Below are 20,029 nucleotides of genomic sequence, written 5' to 3' on the forward strand. Positions count from 1 at the left end.
GAGGTGCTTTTTAAGCCTATTTTTGCTAGAATTTGGGGTTCAAACCTTAACTTCGTGAAAAATAAAAGGTGTTGGAATGTATCAATCCGACCAGGAGACCTAATGATATTGACTCCCATGCGACGATATGGGGCAATGATTCTTATGTTACTCACCATCGCATTTTCGGGTGAGGTGCTGGCAAAGACGCACGCAACACAAACGAGTCAAAAGTCCCACATAACTGAGACAAGTTATAAACAGGTTAGCAGTAAACAAGAGTATTCTCGCAATAGTGCAAAGAGCAGTTCACTTCCTGATTTGCGAAAATACCCTTCCGGAACCCCCAGAAAAAAAGCGTTTCTCCGGACCGTTATGCCTTACATCACCAGCCAAAATGCCGCGATTACCGCGGACCGTAATTGGCTGATCTCAAAACAGTACCAGAACCGCTGGTCGCCGTCTGAACGCGCGCGTATGAAAGATATCGCGAAGCGCTATAAAGTGAGCTGGTCCGGCAACACGCGTCGTATTCCGTGGAATACGTTGCTGGAGCGCGTCGACATTATCCCAACCAGCATGGTGGCGACGATGGCGGCGGCGGAAAGCGGCTGGGGAACCTCTAAACTGGCGCGTAGTAACAATAACCTGTTCGGCATGAAGTGCACGAAAGGGCGTTGTACCAATACGCCGGGTAAGGTGAAAGGTTACTCGCAATTCGCGTCGGTTGAGGAGTCGGTGAGCGCGTATGTCGCCAACCTGAACACGCATCCGGCTTATTCCTCTTTCCGCAAGTCGCGCGCCCAACTGCGTAAGGCGGATCAGGAAGTCACCGCCACGGCGATGATTCATAAGCTGAAGGGTTACTCTACCCAGGGGTCGCGCTATAACAACTACTTGTTCGCGATGTACCAGGACAACCAGCGTCTGATCGCCGCGCATATGTAATTCTGTGTGCCGGATGGCGCTACGCTATCCGGCTTACAAGGCGTCTGTAGGCTGGATAAACTACAACAACGCTTCACTATGCTGGTCGCGATACTCCTTAGGCGTAGTGACGTACTCCTTTTTAAACACCGAATAGAAATATTGCAGTGACGGGTAGCCGCACATTTGCGAAATTTCGTTTATCGCCAACGTGGTAGAAATCAACAAACTACGCGCTTTTTCCAGCTTTTCGGCGTGGATCAGCGCATGTATCGTCTCGCCAACTTCTTCCTTAAAACGTTTTTCCAGGTTTGAACGTGAAATCCCAACCGCGTCCAGCACCTGCTCGACTTTAATGCCCTTACAGGCATGGTTACGAATAAAGTGCATCGCCTGGATAACCGCCGGATCGGTCAGGGAGCGATAGTCTGTCGAGCGGCGCGCAATGACGCGCACCGGCGGCACCAGAATGCGCTGTAACGGCATCTCTTCGCGCGCCAGCAAACGGTGCAGCAGTTTCGCCGCCTGATAGCCCATTTGCCGCGCCCCCTGCGCGACGGAGGAAAGCGCGACGCGCGACAGGTAACGGGTTAACTCTTCGTTATCAATACCGATAACGCAAAGTTTTTCCGGCACCGGAATATGCAGGTGTTCACAGGCCTGCAATACGTGACGGGCGCGGGCATCCGTTACGGCAATGATGCCGGTTTGCGGCGGCAGCGTCTGAAGCCAGTCGGCGAGGCGATTTTGCGCGTGCTGCCAGTTTTCCGGCGCGGTTTCCAGCCCCTGATAGACTACGCCGCGGTATTTTTCCTCGGCGACCAACTGGCGAAAGGCGTATTCCCGTTCCGCCGCCCAATGTTTGCGGCTGGAGTCGGGCAAACCGTAAAACGCGAAGCGGTTAACGCCTTTTTCTTTTAAATGCAGGAAAGCGCTTTCAACGAGTGCATGATTATCGGTGGCGATGTAATGAACGGCGGGATAATTTTCAGCAAGATGGTAAGAACCGCCGACCCCGACAATGGGTACGTCGACATCGGCTAATAATTGCGCGATATCGTCATCATCGTAATCGGCAATAACGCCGTCGCCTAACCACTCTTTAATGTTATCGATACGGGCACGGAAATCTTCCTCAATAAATATATCCCATTCGGATTGCGAGGCTTGTAAATATTCACCCACCCCCTCCACTACCTGACGGTCATAGGCTTTATTCGCGTTAAATAACAGAGTGATGCGGTGACGTTTATCAAACATGAGGATATATCCTGCAAAAGTGAACCTGGACTCATGGATACTATCAAAACGGCTGACATAACGGTCTGGCGAATGATGACAAATTATTTTGCGCCTGAAACGTTATGCGAAATTCATCACAGCAAACGGCGGATGACAATTGTCATTTCTTATCTATATATTACGGTTTTTTGTTTATTTGCCAGGATTCGATCGCGATCGCTTTTTTCTTCTGTGGTTTTCAGCGTTTTTTTGAGAGCCAGAGCACATTTGGGGATTCTCTTAATAGCGGTGTGAAATAACGTAATTGAGCAATAAATCAGGAAATTCCAGTATGACGTTATGTCGTTTACTTGCCGTCTTATCTGATTATGGAGCTCACTATGCAGGCTTATTTTGACCAACTCGATCGTGTTCGCTATGAAGGCCCTCAATCGACTAACCCGCTGGCATTTCGTCATTACAATCCCGACGAGCTGGTTTTAGGTAAACGTATGGAAGATCACCTGCGTTTCGCGGCCTGTTACTGGCATACCTTCTGCTGGAACGGCGCGGATATGTTTGGTGTAGGCGCGTTTAATCGTCCGTGGCAGCAACCGGGCGAAGCGCTGGAGCTGGCGAAACGCAAAGCGGACGTGGCGTTTGAATTTTTCCACAAACTGAATGTGCCTTTTTATTGCTTCCATGACGTGGATGTGTCGCCGGAAGGCGCGTCGTTGAAAGAATATAAAAACAACTTCGCGCAGATGGTGGATGTGCTGGCGGCGAAACAGGAGCAGAGCGGCGTAAAACTGCTGTGGGGAACGGCGAACTGCTTTACCAACCCGCGCTATGGCGCAGGCGCCGCCACTAACCCGGATCCGGAAGTCTTTAGCTGGGCAGCGACGCAAGTGGTTACGGCAATGAACGCCACGCATAAACTGGGCGGCGAAAATTACGTCCTGTGGGGCGGGCGCGAAGGTTATGAAACGTTGCTGAATACCGATCTGCGCCAGGAACGCGAACAGATTGGCCGCTTTATGCAAATGGTGGTCGAGCACAAACATAAAATGGGCTTCCAGGGCACGCTGCTGATTGAACCGAAACCGCAGGAACCGACAAAACATCAGTATGATTATGACGTTGCAACGGTCTATGGCTTCCTCAAACAGTTCGGCCTGGAAAAAGAGATCAAAGTGAACATTGAGGCGAACCACGCGACGCTGGCGGGCCATTCGTTCCACCATGAAATCGCGACCGCTATCGCGCTGGGTATTTTTGGCTCCGTTGATGCCAACCGCGGTGATGCGCAACTGGGCTGGGATACCGATCAGTTCCCGATTAGCGTTGAAGAGAACGCGCTGGTGATGTACGAAATCCTGAAAGCGGGCGGATTCACGACGGGCGGTCTCAACTTCGACGCCAAAGTTCGTCGCCAGAGCACCGATAAATACGATCTGTTCTACGGTCATATCGGCGCGATGGATACGATGGCGTTGTCGCTGAAAATTGCCGCGCGTATGGTTGAAGACGGCGAGCTGGATAAACGCGTGGCGAAGCGCTATGCCGGCTGGAATGGCGAGCTGGGGCAGCAGATTCTGAAAGGACAACTCTCCTTAGGCGAACTGGCGCAGTATGCGGAGCAGCATAATCTGGCGCCAGTACATCAAAGCGGTCATCAGGAACTGTTAGAAAATCTGGTTAACCGTTATCTGTTTGATAAATAACTCTATCTACCGGGCGACTCCGCGTTAGCCCGGCCTGTAGTCGTGATTAGCCCGGTAAGCGTAGCGCTGCCGGGCGCTTTCAGTAAAGGAACCCACACTATGTATATCGGGATCGATCTTGGTACATCGGGTGTAAAAGCTATCCTGTTGAATGAGCAGGGCGATGTGCTGGCTACGCATACTGAAAAACTGACCGTATCGCGTCCGCATCCCTTATGGTCGGAACAGGAACCAGAGCAGTGGTGGCAGGCGACGGATCGTGCGGTTAAAGGTTTAGGTCGGCAACAGTCGTTAAGTGGCGTCCGGGCGTTGGGCATCGCCGGACAAATGCATGGCGCGACATTACTTGATAGCCGTCAGCAGGTTCTGCGACCAGCGATTTTATGGAATGACGGACGCTGTAGCGAAGAGTGCGCCTGGCTGGAAAAACAGGTGCCGCAGTCGCGAGCGATAACCGGTAATCTGATGATGCCCGGTTTTACCGCGCCCAAATTAGTTTGGGTGCAGCGCCACGAACCGGATATTTTCTACCAGATAGACAAGGTTCTGCTGCCGAAAGATTTTCTGCGGCTGCGAATGACAGGCGTCTTTGCCAGCGATATGTCGGATGCGGCGGGAACGATGTGGCTGGACGTGAAAAAGCGCGACTGGAGCGACGTTATGCTCAACGCCTGTCATTTAACCCGACAGCAGATGCCAGCGTTATTTGAAGGTAGTGACATTACCGGAACGTTGCTGCCAGAGGTCGCCAGCGCATGGGGAATGCCAACAGTACCCGTGGTGGCGGGCGGCGGCGACAATGCGGCAGGCGCGGTCGGCGTAGGAATGATCGATGCCGGACAGGCGATGCTCTCGCTCGGAACATCGGGCGTCTATTTTGCCGTCAGCGACGGCTTTCTGAGTAAACCGGAGAGCGCAGTACACAGTTTTTGCCATGCGCTGCCGGAACGCTGGCATTTAATGTCTGTGATGTTGAGCGCCGCCTCTTGTCTGGACTGGGCGGCTAAACTCACCGGGCAGGAGAACGTCCCGGCGCTGATTGCCGCCGCACAGCAGGCGGATGAGCATGCCGATTCGATCTGGTTTTTGCCGTACCTGTCCGGCGAGCGCACGCCGCACAATAATCCGCAGGCAAAAGGCGTTTTCTTTGGTTTAACCCATCAGCATGGCCCGGCGGAACTGGCGCGGGCGGTACTGGAGGGCGTGGGATATGCTCTGGCGGACGGTATGGATGTGGTTCACGCCTGCGGCGTCAAACCCGCCAGCGTGACGCTTATCGGCGGCGGGGCGCGCAGCGAATATTGGCGTCAGATGCTATCTGATATTAGCGGGCTACAGCTTGATTATCGTACTGGCGGCGATGTAGGGCCAGCGCTGGGCGCGGCGCGTCTGGCGCAAATTGCGGTGAATAAACAGACCCCGCTTGCCGATGTATTGCCGCAGTTGCCGCTGGAGCAGGCGCATTATCCTGATGCGCAGCGTCATGCGGTTTATCAACAACGTCGTGAAACCTTCCGTCGACTTTATCAGCAGCTGTTGCCGTTGATGTCCTAAGTCAGAATGCCTTTCGGTTTTGGCCGAAAGGCATTTCCCGTAAATATTAATTCTATTGAATTATATCGAAGTAAGTATGTGTGTTTTCTGATTTTTATATTATTGCTGGGCAGGCGCCTTTTTCATCGCTATTTCTTCGCTTAATGTGTCTCACACAACCACAAGGAGAGTGAGATGGACGATCACGTTGCGCGCAGGAAACGGATATTCGGCCTGGGAATGTTAGTTGTCGGTGCAGTGGTATACCTGGTGGGACTGTGGCCAGGCTGTCATACATTAAGCGAAAAGGGATATTTTTTTGCGGCAATCGTCATGTGTGGTTTTCCAGTCTTAATTCGCCAGGAGCACACGGGAAATGGCCGCTTGCTTTCTCGTTGCAAATCTTTGCTGTTGCTTGGCATCGGCATGGTCGCGGTCGGCGTATTTAACCTGGCGCTGGCGGGCGCGCTGAAAATACTGTGTCTGGTGGCGCTGGGGGTCAGTATATATGGAACCGATCTTTACGCTTCCTACAGTGATGATGAATGATGGCCGGAGCCATCATTGTCGTTTAGCTAACCCATTTCCGTTTATCAATACGCTGTAACAGCATGGAAAGTAGCAGGCTTCCTGTCACCGTCGCGGCAAAAACCCACACGATGTCTAACGGCGGCCAACGTTTTAACTCCAGACCATTAGTACGTAGCGCATGGATAATCAGCGCGTGGAAACCATAAATACCCAGCGAGTGGCGGGAGATAAGCCCCAGTCCAGGTAACGTCCGCGCATTCAGCTTATTTTTAACTACCGTGAACAGTGAGACGGCGCAAATAAACACCATGGGACCGCAATACAGATACCAGGTATCGGCAAAATTTCCGCGCCAGCGTAATTCATGCAATGTGCCGCGAGAAATAACAAATACCGCGATGATGAACAGGGCAGCGCAGATAAGCGTCAGCGATGGCTTTTGCGTCTCCATCATGCCAATGGCGCGGCCCAGGATACCGTAGAGAATGTAGTAGAACGTGTCGCCGTTGATATACAGATTGATGGGCAACCATTCAACGCCGCCGATTTTTTGCGGCACAGTATTTGGGTTAGCAATAATACCAATGATCACCATCAGCATCAGGAGCATTTTGCCGCTCACGTTTTTTACCTGGATTAATGGCGATACCAGGTAGATCACCGCAATCGCAAAGAAAAACCACAGGTGGTAAAACACGGGTTTTTGCAGCACATTTTTTAGCGAAAGCTCGACGTTGATCGAAGTAAAAAGTGAAATGTAAGCCAGGGCGACAACGCTGTAAAAGATAAGGCACAGGGCGATACGTAAAAAATGCCGCGGTTGCGCGCAGCGCTCGCCAAAAAAAAGATAGCCTGAAATCATAAAAAACAGGGGAACGCTAACGCGCGAAGCCGAATTCAGGACATTCGCAATATCCCAGTTTAGCGGGCTGACGCTGTGGGCGTTGGTGATGTACCACGTTGTAGTATGGATCATCACTACCATTAAACAGGCGATCCCTCGCAGGTTATCAATCCAGTTAATTTTAGGCTGCATCAGTTCCTCAGCTTCCGTTTGAATAGAGTTCCAGCGCGGTGGCTCACTGGAAAAATCCGACTTTCTACGCTACATCTTGTGATGGCGTAAGGAGATTCGCACAATGTTTCTGTTACCCACAAACCTTAATAATAAGACTGACCAGCAAACCAGACGGTAATAAAAATGATAATGAAGTATTTCTGTACTGTGATGATAGCCATCGCTCTGGTGGGATGCACTGCGACACCGCCACCGACGCAAAAAGCCCAGCAGAGTAAAGTGAGCCCAACACGCACGCTGGATATGGAAGCATTGTGTAAAGCTCAGGCGGCGCAGCGTTACAATACTGGCGCACAGAAAATTGCTGTTACCGGTTTCGAACAGTTTCAGGGGAGCTATGAGATGCGGGGTAATACCTTCCGTAAAGAGAGTTTTGTCTGCTCTTTTGATGCAGATGGGCAGTTTTTACATCTTTCTATGCGGTAAAAGCCGCGCCTGGTGAGGTGTGATGCCGCGAAATCCGGCAATTTTCGCTAAACAAACCGGTTTCATACTGTATATCTCGCATCCAGCGGGTATACTGGCTCCTTCCTTTAAATCCACACGTATCCAGCACGAAATAATATGCAAAAGTTTGATACCAGGACCTTCCAGGGCTTGATCCTGACCTTACAGGATTACTGGGCTCGCCAGGGCTGCACCATTGTTCAACCATTGGACATGGAAGTCGGCGCGGGAACTTCTCATCCAATGACCTGCCTGCGCGCGCTGGGGCCAGAGCCGATGGCGACTGCCTATGTGCAGCCTTCTCGTCGTCCGACCGATGGCCGCTACGGCGAAAACCCGAACCGCTTACAGCACTACTATCAGTTCCAGGTAGTGATTAAGCCGTCTCCGGACAACATTCAGGAGCTGTATCTCGGTTCTCTGAAAGAGCTGGGTATGGACCCGACCATTCACGATATCCGTTTCGTGGAAGATAACTGGGAGAACCCGACGCTGGGCGCCTGGGGACTCGGCTGGGAAGTGTGGCTGAATGGCATGGAAGTGACGCAGTTCACCTACTTCCAGCAGGTCGGCGGCCTGGAGTGCAAGCCGGTGACCGGTGAAATCACCTACGGTCTGGAACGTCTGGCGATGTATATCCAGGGCGTGGACAGCGTTTACGACCTGGTCTGGAGCGATGGCCCGCTGGGTAAAACCACCTACGGCGACGTGTTCCATCAAAACGAAGTGGAGCAGTCCACCTATAACTTTGAATACGCCGATGTGGATTTCTTATTCACCTGCTTCGAGCAGTATGAGAAAGAAGCCCAGCAGCTGCTGGCGCTGGAAAACCCGCTGCCGTTGCCGGCCTACGAGCGTATTCTGAAAGCCGCCCATAGCTTCAACCTGCTGGATGCGCGTAAAGCTATCTCCGTCACCGAACGTCAGCGCTACATTTTGCGTATTCGCACCCTGACCAAAGCAGTGGCAGAGGCTTATTATGCTTCCCGTGAAGCCCTCGGCTTCCCGATGTGCAACAAAGACAAGTAAGAGGCGGCCATGTCTGAGAAAACTTTTCTGGTGGAAATCGGCACTGAAGAGCTGCCACCAAAAGCACTGCGCAGTTTGGCTGAGTCCTTTGCTGCGAACTTCACTGCGGAGCTGGATAACGCCGGCCTCGCGCACGGTAACGTTGAATGGTTTGCCGCCCCGCGCCGTCTGGCGCTGAAAGTGGCGAATCTTGCTGAATCTCAGCCCGATCGCGAAGTCGAAAAACGTGGTCCGGCGATTGCTCAGGCGTTTGACGCCGAAGGCAAACCGAGCAAAGCGGCAGAAGGCTGGGCGCGCGGCTGCGGGATCACCGTTGATCAGGCCGAGCGTCTGAAGACCGACAAAGGCGAATGGCTGCTGTATCGCGCCCACGTGAAGGGCGAAAGTACCGAAGCGCTGGTGCCGAACATGGTAGCCACCTCGCTGGCGAAACTACCGATCCCGAAACTGATGCGCTGGGGTGCGTCTGACGTCCACTTCGTGCGTCCGGTGCACACTGTGACTCTGCTGCTGGGCGATAAAGTGATTCCGGCGACTATTCTGGGTATTCAGTCTGACCGCGTCATTCGCGGCCACCGCTTTATGGGTGAGCCTGAGTTCACTATCGACAATGCTGACCAGTACCCGCAAATTCTGCTGGAGCGCGGTAAAGTCATTGCCGATTACGAAGCGCGTAAAGCCAAAATCAAAGCGGACGCCGAAGAAGCAGCACGTAAGATTGGCGGTAATGCCGACCTGAGCGAAAGCCTGCTGGAAGAGGTCGCCTCGCTGGTGGAATGGCCAGTGGTACTGACGGCGAAATTCGAAGAGAAATTCCTCGCCGTGCCTGCCGAAGCGCTGGTGTACACCATGAAGGGCGACCAGAAGTATTTCCCGGTTTATGACAACGCGGGCAAGCTGCTGCCAAACTTTATCTTCGTCGCCAACATCGAGTCGAAGGATCCGCAACAAATTATCTCCGGTAACGAGAAAGTGGTGCGTCCGCGTCTGGCAGATGCTGAATTCTTCTTCAATACCGACCGTAAAAAACGTCTGGAAGACCATCTGCCGCGTCTGCAAACCGTGCTGTTCCAGCAACAACTGGGCACGCTGCGCGACAAGACCGACCGTATTCAGGCGCTGGCGGGCTGGATTGCCGGTCAGATTGGCGCTGACGTCAACCACGCCACTCGTGCGGGCCTGCTCTCCAAGTGCGACCTGATGACCAACATGGTCTTCGAGTTCACCGATACCCAGGGCGTGATGGGGATGCACTACGCGCGTCACGATGGTGAAGCGGAAGATGTGGCTGTGGCGCTGAACGAACAGTATCAGCCGCGCTTTGCCGGTGATGACCTGCCGTCTAACCCGGTGGCCTGTGCGTTGGCGATCGCTGACAAGATGGATACTCTGGCGGGTATCTTCGGTATCGGCCAGCATCCGAAAGGTGACAAAGACCCGTTTGCGCTGCGTCGTGCCGCGCTGGGCGTGCTGCGTATTATCGTTGAGAAGAACCTCAACCTTGATCTGCAAACGCTGACTGAAGAAGCGGCGCGTCTGTATGGCGACAAGCTGACCAATGCCAACGTAGTCGATGATGTGATCGACTTTATGCTGGGTCGCTTCCGCGCCTGGTATCAGGATGAAGGTTACACCGTCGACACTATCCAGGCGGTACTGGCGCGTCGTCCGACCCGTCCGGCAGATTTCGATGCGCGTATGAAAGCGGTATCGCACTTCCGTACCCTGGAAGAAGCCTCTGCGCTGGCGGCGGCGAACAAGCGCGTCTCCAACATCCTGGCGAAAGCCACTGAGCCGCTGAACGATATCGTCCACGCCTCCGTACTGAAAGAAGCGGCGGAAATTGAGTTGGCCAGACATCTGGTTGTGCTGCGTGATAAGCTTCAGCCGTACTTTGCCGATGGTCGTTATCAGGAAGCGTTGATTGAGCTGGCTGCTCTGCGCGCGCCGGTGGATGAATTCTTCGAAAATGTCATGGTGAACGCGGAAGAGAAAGATATCCGTATCAACCGCCTGACGCTGTTGTCGAAACTACGCGAACTGTTCCTGCAGGTTGCGGATATTTCGTTACTGCAATAAGCGTTCAGTTAAATAAATAAAAGCCTGCTTTCGGGCAGGTTTTTTTTATAACGTAAAGAGTGCTAGTCGATTCGCTAATAATTCTGTAACTCATAGACGCGGTTATTTCTATTGATTGGCAAGAAATATTTCAGGAATACATTAACGCTGGCGGTACGGATATTGGCGTTAGAATAGCTGCGGGTGCTTGAGACTGTTTGTCTCAGGTATTCACCAAAAGGCAGACAGAGAAAAGCCCCACCTGACTATACCCAAAATAATTCGAGTTGCTTAAAGGCGGCAAGGGAGTGAGTCCCCAGGAGCATAGATAACTATGTGACTGGGGTGAGCGACAAATCTGCCGGGAGCAGATTTGAACGTCGCGTGCGACGGCCCGTCAGGGCGAGGCCCATGGATGGGCCGAGTAATCCGTAGCCAACACATAAGCAACTTGAAGTATGAAGGGTATATAAATCAAAAGTGCACTGCGCCCATTATTGATCTCTTCAATAACGAAGCGATCTCCTGCAGTATTTCAGAATGTCCAACCATGCCGATGATCGATGACATACTCATGAAGGCATTTGCCAGACTTGATGCGGGTACCAATCCGGTTCTTCATTCAGATCAGGGCTGGCAATGCCGTCATCGATGGTACCAGTATCAGTTACGAGAGTTTGGCATCATCCAAAGTATGTCCTGCAAAGGCAACTGCCTTGATAATGCCTGTGCAGAATGTTTTTTCGGGACTTTAAAATCAGAAAGTTTTTACACCAGTAAATTTAAGGATATTGATGAACTTAAGATAGCTGTTGAGGATTACATACGATACTACAATACCCGACGAATTAGCCTTAGATTTAACGGACTCAGCCCGGTTGAATACCACCTAACGAGCTATCCAGGCAGAAATTAACAAGGTCTGTACTGGGATGCTATCAGGAAACCTGAACGTCGGTGGATACGCTCACGCAAATGTCTGCTATGAGCGAAAAGTCGACCTTTGTTATTCTGTTGTGTAACTCGCCACATGATCAGGATATAACAATACCTCTCGCCCTCAGGCTACGTCTGCTTGAATTGATAGCGTCGAGAAGACGGAGGCGGCTTTCGCAGAGATGAACGGCGAGTAATTCTGCTGCCTTATCAGTATCCCGTGACCGAAGCGCAGCAATTATTTCTCGATGATCATCCCACGCGGGATTTGACGGTGCTTTGTCGAGCCATCGTGCCCGTGAAAGTCGCCGCAGGGCATCGCTTACTCCTTCGATGATAAATAAATTCTGGCAAAGACGGGTTAACTCAAGATGGAATCGTGTTCCGGCATCGTCCAGAATCCCTTCAGATGTATCAGCATTCTTCTCTTTGAGCAGATTTTCCAGACCGTTTAGTTGTTCCTCAGTCATGTGGCTGGCTGAAAGTTTTAATGCCGACACTTCCAGTATTTCGCGGTAAATACACAGCTGTTCAATTTCAGCGACATCGATCGGTGCCACCATCCAGCGTAACCCGTCACGACAGACCAGTCCTTCTGACTCTAGCTTTTGTAATGCTGCACGCACAGGTGTCCGGGACGCGTTAAACGTCGCTTCAGCCCAGCGCTCCGTTAACCGCTCACCCGGCCCCAGCTCCATGTTGAGTATCAGTTTTCTTAATTGGTTTTCAACCTCTGATGCCTGGCTCATGACGGCAATGATCTCCCGAAAATTGACAGTGAAATGCATTATCTTTATGGTATACCAAATTGGTATACCATAAAGAGTGTTTCTATGACCCAATTCTATAACAGCTTCTGGCGTCGAAACCTGCTCGTTTGCTTCATTGGCTCGTTCTCAACCGTCTTCGCAATGACTCTTATGCTGCCGTTCCTGCCTTTGTATGTCGAAGAACTGGGTGTTAGCGGGCATGCCGCGGTCGTTCAATGGTCTGGTGTGGCATTCAGCGCAACGTTTATCTCTGCCGGGTTGATTGCCCCTGTCTGGGGGAAACTCGGTGACAGATATGGACGCAAGTCGATGCTCGTGAGAGCCAGCCTTGGCATGGCGGTTACTGTTTCGCTTATGGGGCTGGTGACAAATATAGGGCAACTTGTCGGACTAAGGTTGTTAGTTGGCCTGGCAGGAGGCTACTCATCCGGCGCGACAATTCTTATCGCAGTCCAGGCTCCCAGAGAACGTGCTGCCTGGGCGCTGGGGATTGTTTCATCCGGTGTAATGGCTGGCAATCTTATCGGTCCACTTGCCGGAGGATGGCTCCCAGGTCTGATCGGTATTCGAACCACTTTTTTCTTTGCAGGTGCGCTGATATTTCTGTCCTTTATCATGACCCTCACTCTCATTCGCGAAGAAGTGCATAAACCTGCGGATACAGTGGCAAAAACGGGAGTGAGCTGGTCGCTGTTGCCTGCCCGTACTGTCATTATCTGCATGCTTTGCACCGGTCTGCTGCTGATGCTGGCCAATATGTCGATAGAACCCATTATCACGGTCTATGTGCGTACTCTGGTCAGCGACGCTTCTCAGATAACGAAAGTGGCGGGATATGTGATGGCAGCTGCTGCTCTGGGCAGCATTATTTCCGCCTCATGGCTTGGAAAACTGGCGGACAGGATAGGACATTTACGCATTATCACGCTGGCGCTGACTGCGGCCGGTTTACTGCTGATCCCTCAGGCATTTGTCACCTCCGGGTGGCAACTGGTTGCCCTGCGTTTCCTTATGGGACTGGCGCTCGGCGGCTTATTGCCTTGTATTGCAGCAGTGATACGTCATCGTGTACCAGAAGGTATGGTGGGCAGCATTCTTGGCTATTCCGTCGCAGCGCAGTTCGCTGGCCAGTTCATCGGGCCACTGATGGGCGGCTTTGTCGGCGGGCACATCGGTATGCGAGCCGTCTTTCTGGCAACCAGCTGCATCCTGCTAGCCGGAGCTGCCTGGAACTTTAAAATACATCGCCAGTCAGCAACGCGCTGACGAACTTCATTACCCTTCATCTGCAAATTTCGGAAATTTTATGTCAAATCAACCCAGTAACATCAGTAAAAACAGCGCTCTGCTGGTTATGGATTTTCAGACGATCATCCTTAACAATTTCCTCCCGCAAGAAAGCGCTGGAAACGTTATCCGCAATACCGCATCACTGATAGCCGCTGCGCGCACGGCAGGCGTACCGGTCATTTATGTCAGTGTCGGATTTCGCGAGGGGTATCCAGAGGTCAGCAAAAACAACACTATCTTCTCTTCGATTAAAGAGAATGGAATTTTTATGGCTGACAACGAGAGCACGGCTATTCATCCTGATGTCGCTCCGGCAGAAAATGAGGTCGTCATCGTTAAACGCAGAGTCGGAGCTTTCTCGTTTACCGAACTTGAGATGATCCTTCGTGCTCAAGGCATCGAAAACCTGATCCTTACCGGTGTGACTACCAGTGGTGTTGTGCTTTCTACAGTCGGGCAAGCGTTTGACCTGGATTACCGCCTCATCGTTGTGAGTGATTGCTGCGCAGATCCAGATCATGACACCAATGTGTTTTTACTTGAAAAAATTCTACCCCAACATGCTTTTGTTACCAGTTCATCTGAAATATCAGAAGCCTGGGCATAAAAATATGAATTTCTGACGTCAAAATAACCGTATTGTACTGGGGGGAGATGACCGGGAATGCCCGGTCATATGAACGCCCGTTGCTGGCACAAAGCGAACATCAGTATTCAAAAAATGAAAAACGACGACTTGATGTATATCGTTTGCTATACATGGTGGTTGTGCTATTCTTGTAAAGCAAATGCTATACAAAGGGTGTCTCATGAAATCAGATGTTCAACTTAACCTTAGAGCTAAGGAATCGCAGCGGGCGCTCATTGATGCAGCTGCGGAAATCCTTCACAAGTCACGTACAGATTTCATTCTGGAAACGGCCTGCCAGGCAGCCGAGAAAGTGATCCTTGACCGCCGTGTATTTAACTTTAACGATGAGCAATATGAGGAGTTCATCAATCTGCTTGATGCACCGGTCGCAGATGATCCCGTTATCGAAAAACTGCTGGCAAGGAAACCTCAGTGGGACGTGTAACAGCACCAGAACCTTTGTCCGCTTTTCATCAGGTAGCTGAGTTCGTCAGCGGTGAAGCTGTGCTCGATGACTGGTTGAAGCAAAAGGGCCTCAAAAACCAGGCTCTCGGAGCGGCCAGAACATTTGTGGTGTGCAAGAAAGACACGAAGCAAGTAGCCGGTTTTTACTCTCTGGCCACCGGTAGCGTCAACCATACAGAAGCGACAGGCAACCTTCGGCGTAACATGCCAGATCCCATCCCTGTCATTATACTTGCCCGTCTTGCTGTCGATCTCTCATTCCATGGAAAAGGGCTTGGTGCTGATTTACTTCATGATGCAGTGCTTCGTTGCTATCGGGTTGCCGAGAATATTGGTGTACGTGCAATCATGGTTCATGCACTTACCGAAGAAGCCAAAAATTTCTACATTCACCATGGTTTCAAATCATCACAAACTCAGCAGCGAACATTGTTCCTTAGGCTCCCTCAATAGAATGCAAAGACTGTTATGTTCAAATCGCTATAAGCGATAATTTGATAGAACGTCTAAGGTTAAATTCAGGAAGAATACGACGAACAAAATATTGATGAGACAGGAATCCGCGTGATGCAAGAAAGCAACGGAATGGATAATCCGATTGCGGACAATGTTATTTAGTTATAGCCAGAAACAAAAAAGAGCCCATGTATTAAATGGACTCTTTCGCTGATGCCTCGGTTAATCTGTCCAGGTTTTTGGGGTCAGTACAAAGTGAGCCCACCTCTGCCATTCTTGTGGCGTTATGCATTCTCAAGGCACTCTGTTAATTTTATCTTGTTGGCGTTTTATAGGCCCGATAACCCATTATGTTATCGGGCATTTTTTTAACGTAATGGTAATTCCGTCAGACAGGTCTGGCTGTCATCTCTGGTGGCAATGGCATGTGACGCCGTTTTACCGTTGTAGCTTACTTCGAGCGTCCCTTCCATATTGCGCGGTAGCCAAACACCGATAAATCCGTTTCGATAGCTTTGCATCTCTTTTTGTACGATGACAGCGCCTTTACTGTCTGTCACTTTTACAGTGAACGGTTTATTCGGCATTTCTCCCTGACAGCCGGAAAGGCTGTGGTTAAAACAGGGGTGTGTCCGCCATTCATAGGGCGCAAAAGAGAGATAGAATTTGTCGCCTAACGGCAGCGTATAAATCTGCTCCCCGTCAGATAATTTGAGTTCGGTACTGGTAATCGACGCGGAGTAAGGCAAAGGACGGCTCTGCGGCGTCTGATCAATCGTATCCACGATCTGCTCAACCGTTTTTCCCGCCAGCCCATGTTGCGCCAGAAAAGCGGATTCTGAGGATGCCGCAAGCGCGGAGCCGCTGGCGCATAAACCCAAAAGTAATAACCATGATGATTTCGACATAACTTCAATTCCTTGTGAACAATCTCCTTGCCTACTATAGGGGTTCCCCTAAGGGAAAGGTCAAAGGGACACAGGGTAAAGTAATGCAAAGTTATGCTGGGGGGAGAGGGGGAATTGGAATAAAAAAAATCCCCGCCACCAGGCAGGGATTCAAAATTCTGAGCTTTTTAAGCTTACAGGCTGGTTACGTTGCCAGCTGCCGGGCCTTTAGCGCCGCTTTCGATGGTGAAGGAAACTTTTTGACCTTCGTCCAGAGATTTGTAACCATCGTTCTGAATAGCGGAGAAGTGTACGAACACGTCTTTAGAACCGTCATCAGGAGTAATAAAGCCGAAGCCTTTATCAGCGTTGAACCATTTTACGATACCAGTCATTTTACCGGACATAGTGTATTACCTTTTAAAAAATAAGTGTGCCTTTCGGCGTTATGGCGTGCTTTACAGATTTTTTAAGCGTTAAGGAAATGCGCACTACGAGGGGTATCTAATGGATAACTCTTGAAGGGACTTGCCTTACTAAACTGCTTTAATGGTCTGTACGTCAAACCGTTGAGCACATTAACTCATGTAATGGCGGGCGATGCAACTTTTATTTTACTTTATTTCTCCAGGCCAGTAATCGGGCGGGGAAAACGGTCCTTGCGCAGGACCGTTAAAACAGAAAGGGGTAAAAATTACTCCATCAATTGCTTACTTAAGCGTGGGTTCGCCTGTATCAGGCGCATCAATTTAAGCTCTGCTGGCGTGGGTTTTTCGCGTTTCGATTCCCATTCCTGAACCATGGCAACCGTTACGCCCAGCGCTCTGGCGAATTCATCTGTTTTTAGTCCCGTCCCTCTCCGTAACTGTTCAAATTCGGTAAAAGGATTGGGTTTTTGCGTCAGGGTGATCTTTCGCGTTTCATCTTTAAAAACAATTTGTTCCAGGCTGCTCAGCAGCTCAAACATCGGATCTTTATATTCCATTGAGAACTCCTGTAAATCACACAGCGGGATCGTGAAGTGCATCGAAGCCTCTTAAGAATAGTCGGGAAACTTGCGGGTGGGGGGCGACGCGCCGCCAGGAAGCGCTATCGATTCGTTTCGATGCCTTACGCTACGCGACTTTTAGGACGCTAACAATTTGATCCAGGAAGGTATATCCGTCTTTCAGAAAATAATTGTAAAGATTAAAAAAATATTACATCCCCCGCTGGAAAGCTTTCTTGCCGCGTTTTTTATCGCAGTGTTAGGTCAAAAATTAACAATAAAATAACAAATTAAGCATTGATGCAGATAAACATAATTTTCCGCTACAAGATCGCGTGGAAAGGGTATCCTGCAAGCCTGACCTGGACTATCCTTGTAAGCCGTCAGGCACGCAGGTGTCGTTGTGCGCATTTTTGGGTGAAAGGAGTATTAACAATGGCGACAGGTAAGTCCTGCTCTCGCTGGTTTGCGCCTGTTGTGGCGTTATTAATGGTGTTTAGCCTGAGCGGGTGTTTTGATAAAGAAGGCGATCAGCGCAAAGCGTTTGTCGATTTCCTGCAGAATACAGCAATGCGTAGCGGAGAGCGTTTACCAACGCTGACGGCCGATCAGAAAAAACAGTTTGGTCCGTTCGTGTCTGATTACGCGATACTGTATGGCTACTCGCAGCAGGTAAACCAGGCGATGGATTCCGGTCTGCGCCCGGTGGTCGATAGCGTTAACGCCATCCGCGTTCCGCAGGATTATATGACGCAACGCGAGCCGCTGCGGCAGGCAAATGGTTCGTTAGGCGTGCTGGCGCAACAGTTGCAGAATGCAAAACTGCAGGCTGATGCCGCGCATGGCGCGTTAAAGCAGGCCGATGACCTGAAACCTGTGTTTGATCAGGTCTACAAAAAAGTAGTCACCGTGCCGGCAGATGCTTTGCAGCCGCTGATCCCGGCGGCGCAGATCTTTACGCAGCAGTTGGTACAAGTGGGCGATTATATTGCGCAACAGGGCGAGCAGGTGAGCTTTGTCGCGAACGGCATTCAGTTCCCGACCTCACAGCAGGCCAGCCAATATAATGCGTTGATTGGGCCGTTGGCCTCGCAGCATCAGGCGTTTAATCAGGCCTGGACGGCGGCGGTAAACGCAACCCAGTAATGACAGTCTGCCCGATAAGCGCAAGCCAGCGCTTATCGGGCCTGTAGCGTTATCCCGCCGCCTGCGGGTTGACGCAGTTCTTCTCTATTTTTCCCTGCAGCGCATCAATCAAATTATCCACCGCACAGGCCATCATGTTGTAGCGCGTCTCATGCGTTGCCGAGCCAATATGCGGCACCGCGACGACATTAGACATGTTCAGCAGGGGGGAATCCACAGATAGCGGTTCATGCTCAAAGACATCCAGACCTGCCGCATATATTTCACCGTTTTGCAGCGCGGCAATCAGCGCGTTTTCATCGACCACCGGGCCGCGTCCGGCATTAATAAAAATGGCGGACGATTTCATTCTGGCAAACTGTGTTGTGCCAAACAGATGTCGCGTTTCTGCCGTTAGCGGCAGGATCACGCAGACAAAATCAGCCTCCTGCAACAACGTATCCAGATCGCAGTAGCGGGCGTTAAACCGGTCTTCTGCCTCCTGATGCCGCCGACGGGCGTGATAGAGAACCGGCATGGTAAACCCAAAGTGCGCTCGCTGCGCCAGCGCCATCCCGATACGCCCCATCCCAACGATACCGAGTGTTTTGTGATGCACATCGACGCCAAACCATGCCGGGCCAATGCTTTCTGTCCATTCACCCGCCTTAACCCGTTCTGCGATGTCCACCACGCGGCGGGCAGTGGCCAGCATCAATGCCATCACCGTATCGGCAACGGTTTCCGTCAAAACGGCAGGCGTGTGCATCAGGACTATTTTGCGGGCAGTAAGGGCGTCCACCTCGACATTATCGTATCCCACCGAGATGGTTGACGCCGCGCGTAGCGCCGGCATTTTTTCCAGCAGCGCGCGGTTAACGGTTTCGCTGGCGCCCAGAAGGCCTTGCGCGCTGGCAAATGCCTGCGCGTGTCGCGCTACCGTTTCCGGATGCAGGTTCGGTACCTGGGTGACGGTAAAATGCGCCTCCAGGCGATGCAGCAAATCATCAGGCAGGGTTTTGTAGAGAATGATGGACGGCTTCATGCGACTCTCCGTAAATCAAAAGGTAAGCGCGGCATGCGCCAACCGGAACAGGCTTATTATTAACCCGCTTAGCAATAATCGACCAGCCGATTTTCCCGTTGTCGGCAGCCGTATCGTGGTAAATGGTGAATGAATACCGAATAATGCGAGGTGTATCCGGTCTGGCGAGGGAATAATGCAGGCCGGGTAAAGCATGCCGCCTTACCCGGTACGGTAGTTTACTGCAATGGACTCAAGGTAATTTCGACGCGGCGGTTTTGCGCTTTACCTTCTGCCGTACTGTTGCTGGCGATCGGGTTCGCCGGACCCATTCCGCTGGTACGGATACGGCTGGCGTCAACGCCCTGGGTGATCAGCGAACTGGCGACGGAGTCAGCACGCTGCTGCGACAGACGCATATTCAGATCGTGGCTACCGGTGCTGTCGGTGTAGCCCACCACATTGACGGCGGTCTTGGGATACTCTTTCAGCACCATCGCCACGCCGGTCAGCGTGTTAGCGCCTGCCGGTTTCAGCGTCGCGCTGCTGCTGTCGAAGGTGACATTATTCGGCATATTCAGAATGATATTATCGCCGCTTCGCGTCACGCTAACGCCTGTGCCCCGCATTTTGTCACGCAGTTTCGCTTCCTGTACGTCCATGTAGTAACCCACGCCGCCGCCCAGCGCCGCGCCAGCCGCCGCGCCAATCAGCGCGCCTTTACCGCGATCTTTTTTTGAGGAGGAGAGCGCGCCGATGCCTGCGCCGACCAGCGATCCAATACCCGCGCCAATGCCGGATTTACCTGCTTCGCGTTCGCCGGTGTAAGGGTTTGTTGTGCAGCCAGATACTGCCAGGGCGCCGCTCACGATGGCAGCAATCACAAATACACGTTTTTTCATCTTAAATCCTTATCACTTTTTTATTTTT

Annotated in this window: 19 protein-coding genes and 2 pseudogenes; 13 read left to right on the forward strand and 8 right to left on the reverse strand. The window is 51.5% G+C overall.

Annotated elements, in window-relative coordinates:
* Positions 1 to 102 precede the first annotated feature (102 nt).
* Positions 103 to 927, forward strand: a complete 825-nt coding sequence (locus tag J4650_RS14670) for a protein bax (protein WP_001575119.1) — start codon at positions 103 to 105, stop codon at positions 925 to 927.
* 60 nt (positions 928 to 987) lie between these two features.
* Here the strand turns inward: J4650_RS14670 and xylR are convergent, their stop codons facing one another.
* On the reverse strand, positions 988 to 2,166 hold the full coding sequence (gene xylR, locus J4650_RS14675) for a D-xylose utilization transcriptional activator XylR (protein WP_000459824.1): 1,179 nt from the start codon (positions 2,164 to 2,166) through the stop codon (positions 988 to 990).
* Positions 2,167 to 2,528: 362 nt separating this feature from the next.
* Between xylR and xylA the strand changes: the two genes are divergently transcribed.
* The 3 genes from xylA (at position 2,529) to J4650_RS14690 (ending at position 5,933) form a co-directional block, all read left to right on the forward strand.
* Positions 2,529 to 3,851 carry a xylose isomerase gene (gene xylA, locus J4650_RS14680; RefSeq protein WP_001149561.1) on the forward strand — a complete coding sequence of 441 codons (1,323 nt, stop codon included), beginning with the start codon at positions 2,529 to 2,531 and terminating at the stop codon, positions 3,849 to 3,851.
* Between the two features lie 99 nt (positions 3,852 to 3,950).
* Positions 3,951 to 5,405, forward strand: coding sequence for a xylulokinase (gene xylB / locus J4650_RS14685; RefSeq protein WP_000275328.1), 1,455 nt, complete (start codon positions 3,951 to 3,953; stop codon positions 5,403 to 5,405).
* Between the two features lie 174 nt (positions 5,406 to 5,579).
* A complete protein-coding gene (locus J4650_RS14690; RefSeq protein WP_000340935.1) occupies positions 5,580 to 5,933 on the forward strand; it encodes a YiaA/YiaB family protein in 354 nt (117 codons plus the stop codon).
* Positions 5,934 to 5,955: 22 nt separating this feature from the next.
* On the opposite strand, the gene J4650_RS14695 is transcribed toward J4650_RS14690, so the two are convergent.
* A complete protein-coding gene (locus J4650_RS14695; RefSeq protein ID WP_001182577.1) occupies positions 5,956 to 6,951 on the reverse strand; it encodes an acyltransferase in 996 nt (331 codons plus the stop codon).
* Between the two features lie 165 nt (positions 6,952 to 7,116).
* Here J4650_RS14695 and J4650_RS14700 point away from each other — a divergent pair, with 165 nt between their 5' ends.
* The 4 genes and pseudogenes from J4650_RS14700 to J4650_RS14715 form a co-directional block, all read left to right on the forward strand.
* Positions 7,117 to 7,419 (forward strand): YsaB family lipoprotein, encoded by a 303-nt coding sequence (locus tag J4650_RS14700; RefSeq protein WP_000605592.1) that lies wholly within the window; start codon positions 7,117 to 7,119, stop codon positions 7,417 to 7,419.
* 138 nt (positions 7,420 to 7,557) lie between these two features.
* Positions 7,558 to 8,469: a glycine--tRNA ligase subunit alpha gene (gene glyQ / locus J4650_RS14705; protein WP_001168551.1), complete on the forward strand. Its 912-nt coding sequence runs from the start codon at positions 7,558 to 7,560 to the stop codon at positions 8,467 to 8,469.
* Between the two features lie 9 nt (positions 8,470 to 8,478).
* Positions 8,479 to 10,548, forward strand: coding sequence for a glycine--tRNA ligase subunit beta (gene glyS / locus J4650_RS14710; RefSeq protein ID WP_001291735.1), 2,070 nt, complete (start codon positions 8,479 to 8,481; stop codon positions 10,546 to 10,548).
* Between the two features lie 466 nt (positions 10,549 to 11,014).
* Positions 11,015 to 11,443 (forward strand): annotated as a pseudogene (locus J4650_RS14715) (IS3 family transposase); the annotation flags it as partial.
* Positions 11,444 to 11,561: 118 nt separating this feature from the next.
* Here the strand turns inward: J4650_RS14715 and J4650_RS14720 are convergent.
* A complete protein-coding gene (locus J4650_RS14720; RefSeq protein ID WP_023993641.1) occupies positions 11,562 to 12,212 on the reverse strand; it encodes a GntR family transcriptional regulator in 651 nt (216 codons plus the stop codon).
* Between the two features lie 84 nt (positions 12,213 to 12,296).
* On the opposite strand from J4650_RS14720, the gene J4650_RS14725 reads away from it, so the two are divergent.
* From J4650_RS14725 to J4650_RS14740, 4 genes and pseudogenes are all read left to right on the forward strand, one after another.
* Positions 12,297 to 13,499 carry an MFS transporter gene (locus tag J4650_RS14725; RefSeq protein WP_023201740.1) on the forward strand — a complete coding sequence of 401 codons (1,203 nt, stop codon included), beginning with the start codon at positions 12,297 to 12,299 and terminating at the stop codon, positions 13,497 to 13,499.
* Positions 13,500 to 13,587: 88 nt separating this feature from the next.
* A pseudogene (locus J4650_RS14730) lies at positions 13,588 to 14,146 on the forward strand (isochorismatase family cysteine hydrolase).
* Between the two features lie 165 nt (positions 14,147 to 14,311).
* Entirely contained in the window at positions 14,312 to 14,599 is a 288-nt protein-coding gene (locus J4650_RS14735; protein WP_000965886.1) for a DUF1778 domain-containing protein, read from the forward strand.
* Positions 14,587 to 15,072, forward strand: a complete 486-nt coding sequence (locus tag J4650_RS14740) for a GNAT family N-acetyltransferase (protein ID WP_000533909.1) — start codon at positions 14,587 to 14,589, stop codon at positions 15,070 to 15,072. Before J4650_RS14735 ends, J4650_RS14740 begins: the two co-directional genes overlap by 13 nt.
* 371 nt (positions 15,073 to 15,443) lie before the next feature.
* Here the strand turns inward: J4650_RS14740 and cueP are convergent, their stop codons facing one another.
* The 3 genes from cueP to J4650_RS14755 form a co-directional block, all read right to left on the reverse strand.
* Entirely contained in the window at positions 15,444 to 15,983 is a 540-nt protein-coding gene (cueP, locus tag J4650_RS14745; protein ID WP_000047148.1) for a copper-binding periplasmic metallochaperone CueP, read from the reverse strand.
* Between the two features lie 173 nt (positions 15,984 to 16,156).
* The gene (gene cspA, locus J4650_RS14750) at positions 16,157 to 16,369 is read right to left on the reverse strand and encodes an RNA chaperone/antiterminator CspA (protein ID WP_000014594.1); all 213 of its coding nucleotides are present in this window, start codon (positions 16,367 to 16,369) and stop codon (positions 16,157 to 16,159) included.
* Positions 16,370 to 16,656: 287 nt separating this feature from the next.
* A complete protein-coding gene (locus tag J4650_RS14755) occupies positions 16,657 to 16,947 on the reverse strand; it encodes an HTH-type transcriptional regulator (RefSeq protein WP_000455790.1) in 291 nt (96 codons plus the stop codon).
* A gap of 438 nt (positions 16,948 to 17,385) precedes the next feature.
* Here J4650_RS14755 and J4650_RS14760 point away from each other — a divergent pair, with 438 nt between their 5' ends.
* Entirely contained in the window at positions 17,386 to 18,096 is a 711-nt protein-coding gene (locus tag J4650_RS14760; protein ID WP_000190524.1) for a DUF3053 domain-containing protein, read from the forward strand.
* 49 nt (positions 18,097 to 18,145) lie between these two features.
* On the opposite strand, the gene ghrB is transcribed toward J4650_RS14760, so the two are convergent.
* Entirely contained in the window at positions 18,146 to 19,120 is a 975-nt protein-coding gene (gene ghrB, locus J4650_RS14765; protein ID WP_023198076.1) for a glyoxylate/hydroxypyruvate reductase GhrB, read from the reverse strand.
* Positions 19,121 to 19,338: 218 nt separating this feature from the next.
* The gene (locus J4650_RS14770; protein ID WP_000747548.1) at positions 19,339 to 20,001 is read right to left on the reverse strand and encodes an OmpA family lipoprotein; all 663 of its coding nucleotides are present in this window, start codon (positions 19,999 to 20,001) and stop codon (positions 19,339 to 19,341) included.
* Positions 20,002 to 20,029 lie beyond the last annotated feature (28 nt).

Origin of the sequence: Salmonella sp. 32120201201600049SM, from assembly GCF_017572835.1 — a bacterium.
Classification (GTDB): domain Bacteria; phylum Pseudomonadota; class Gammaproteobacteria; order Enterobacterales; family Enterobacteriaceae; genus Salmonella; species Salmonella enterica.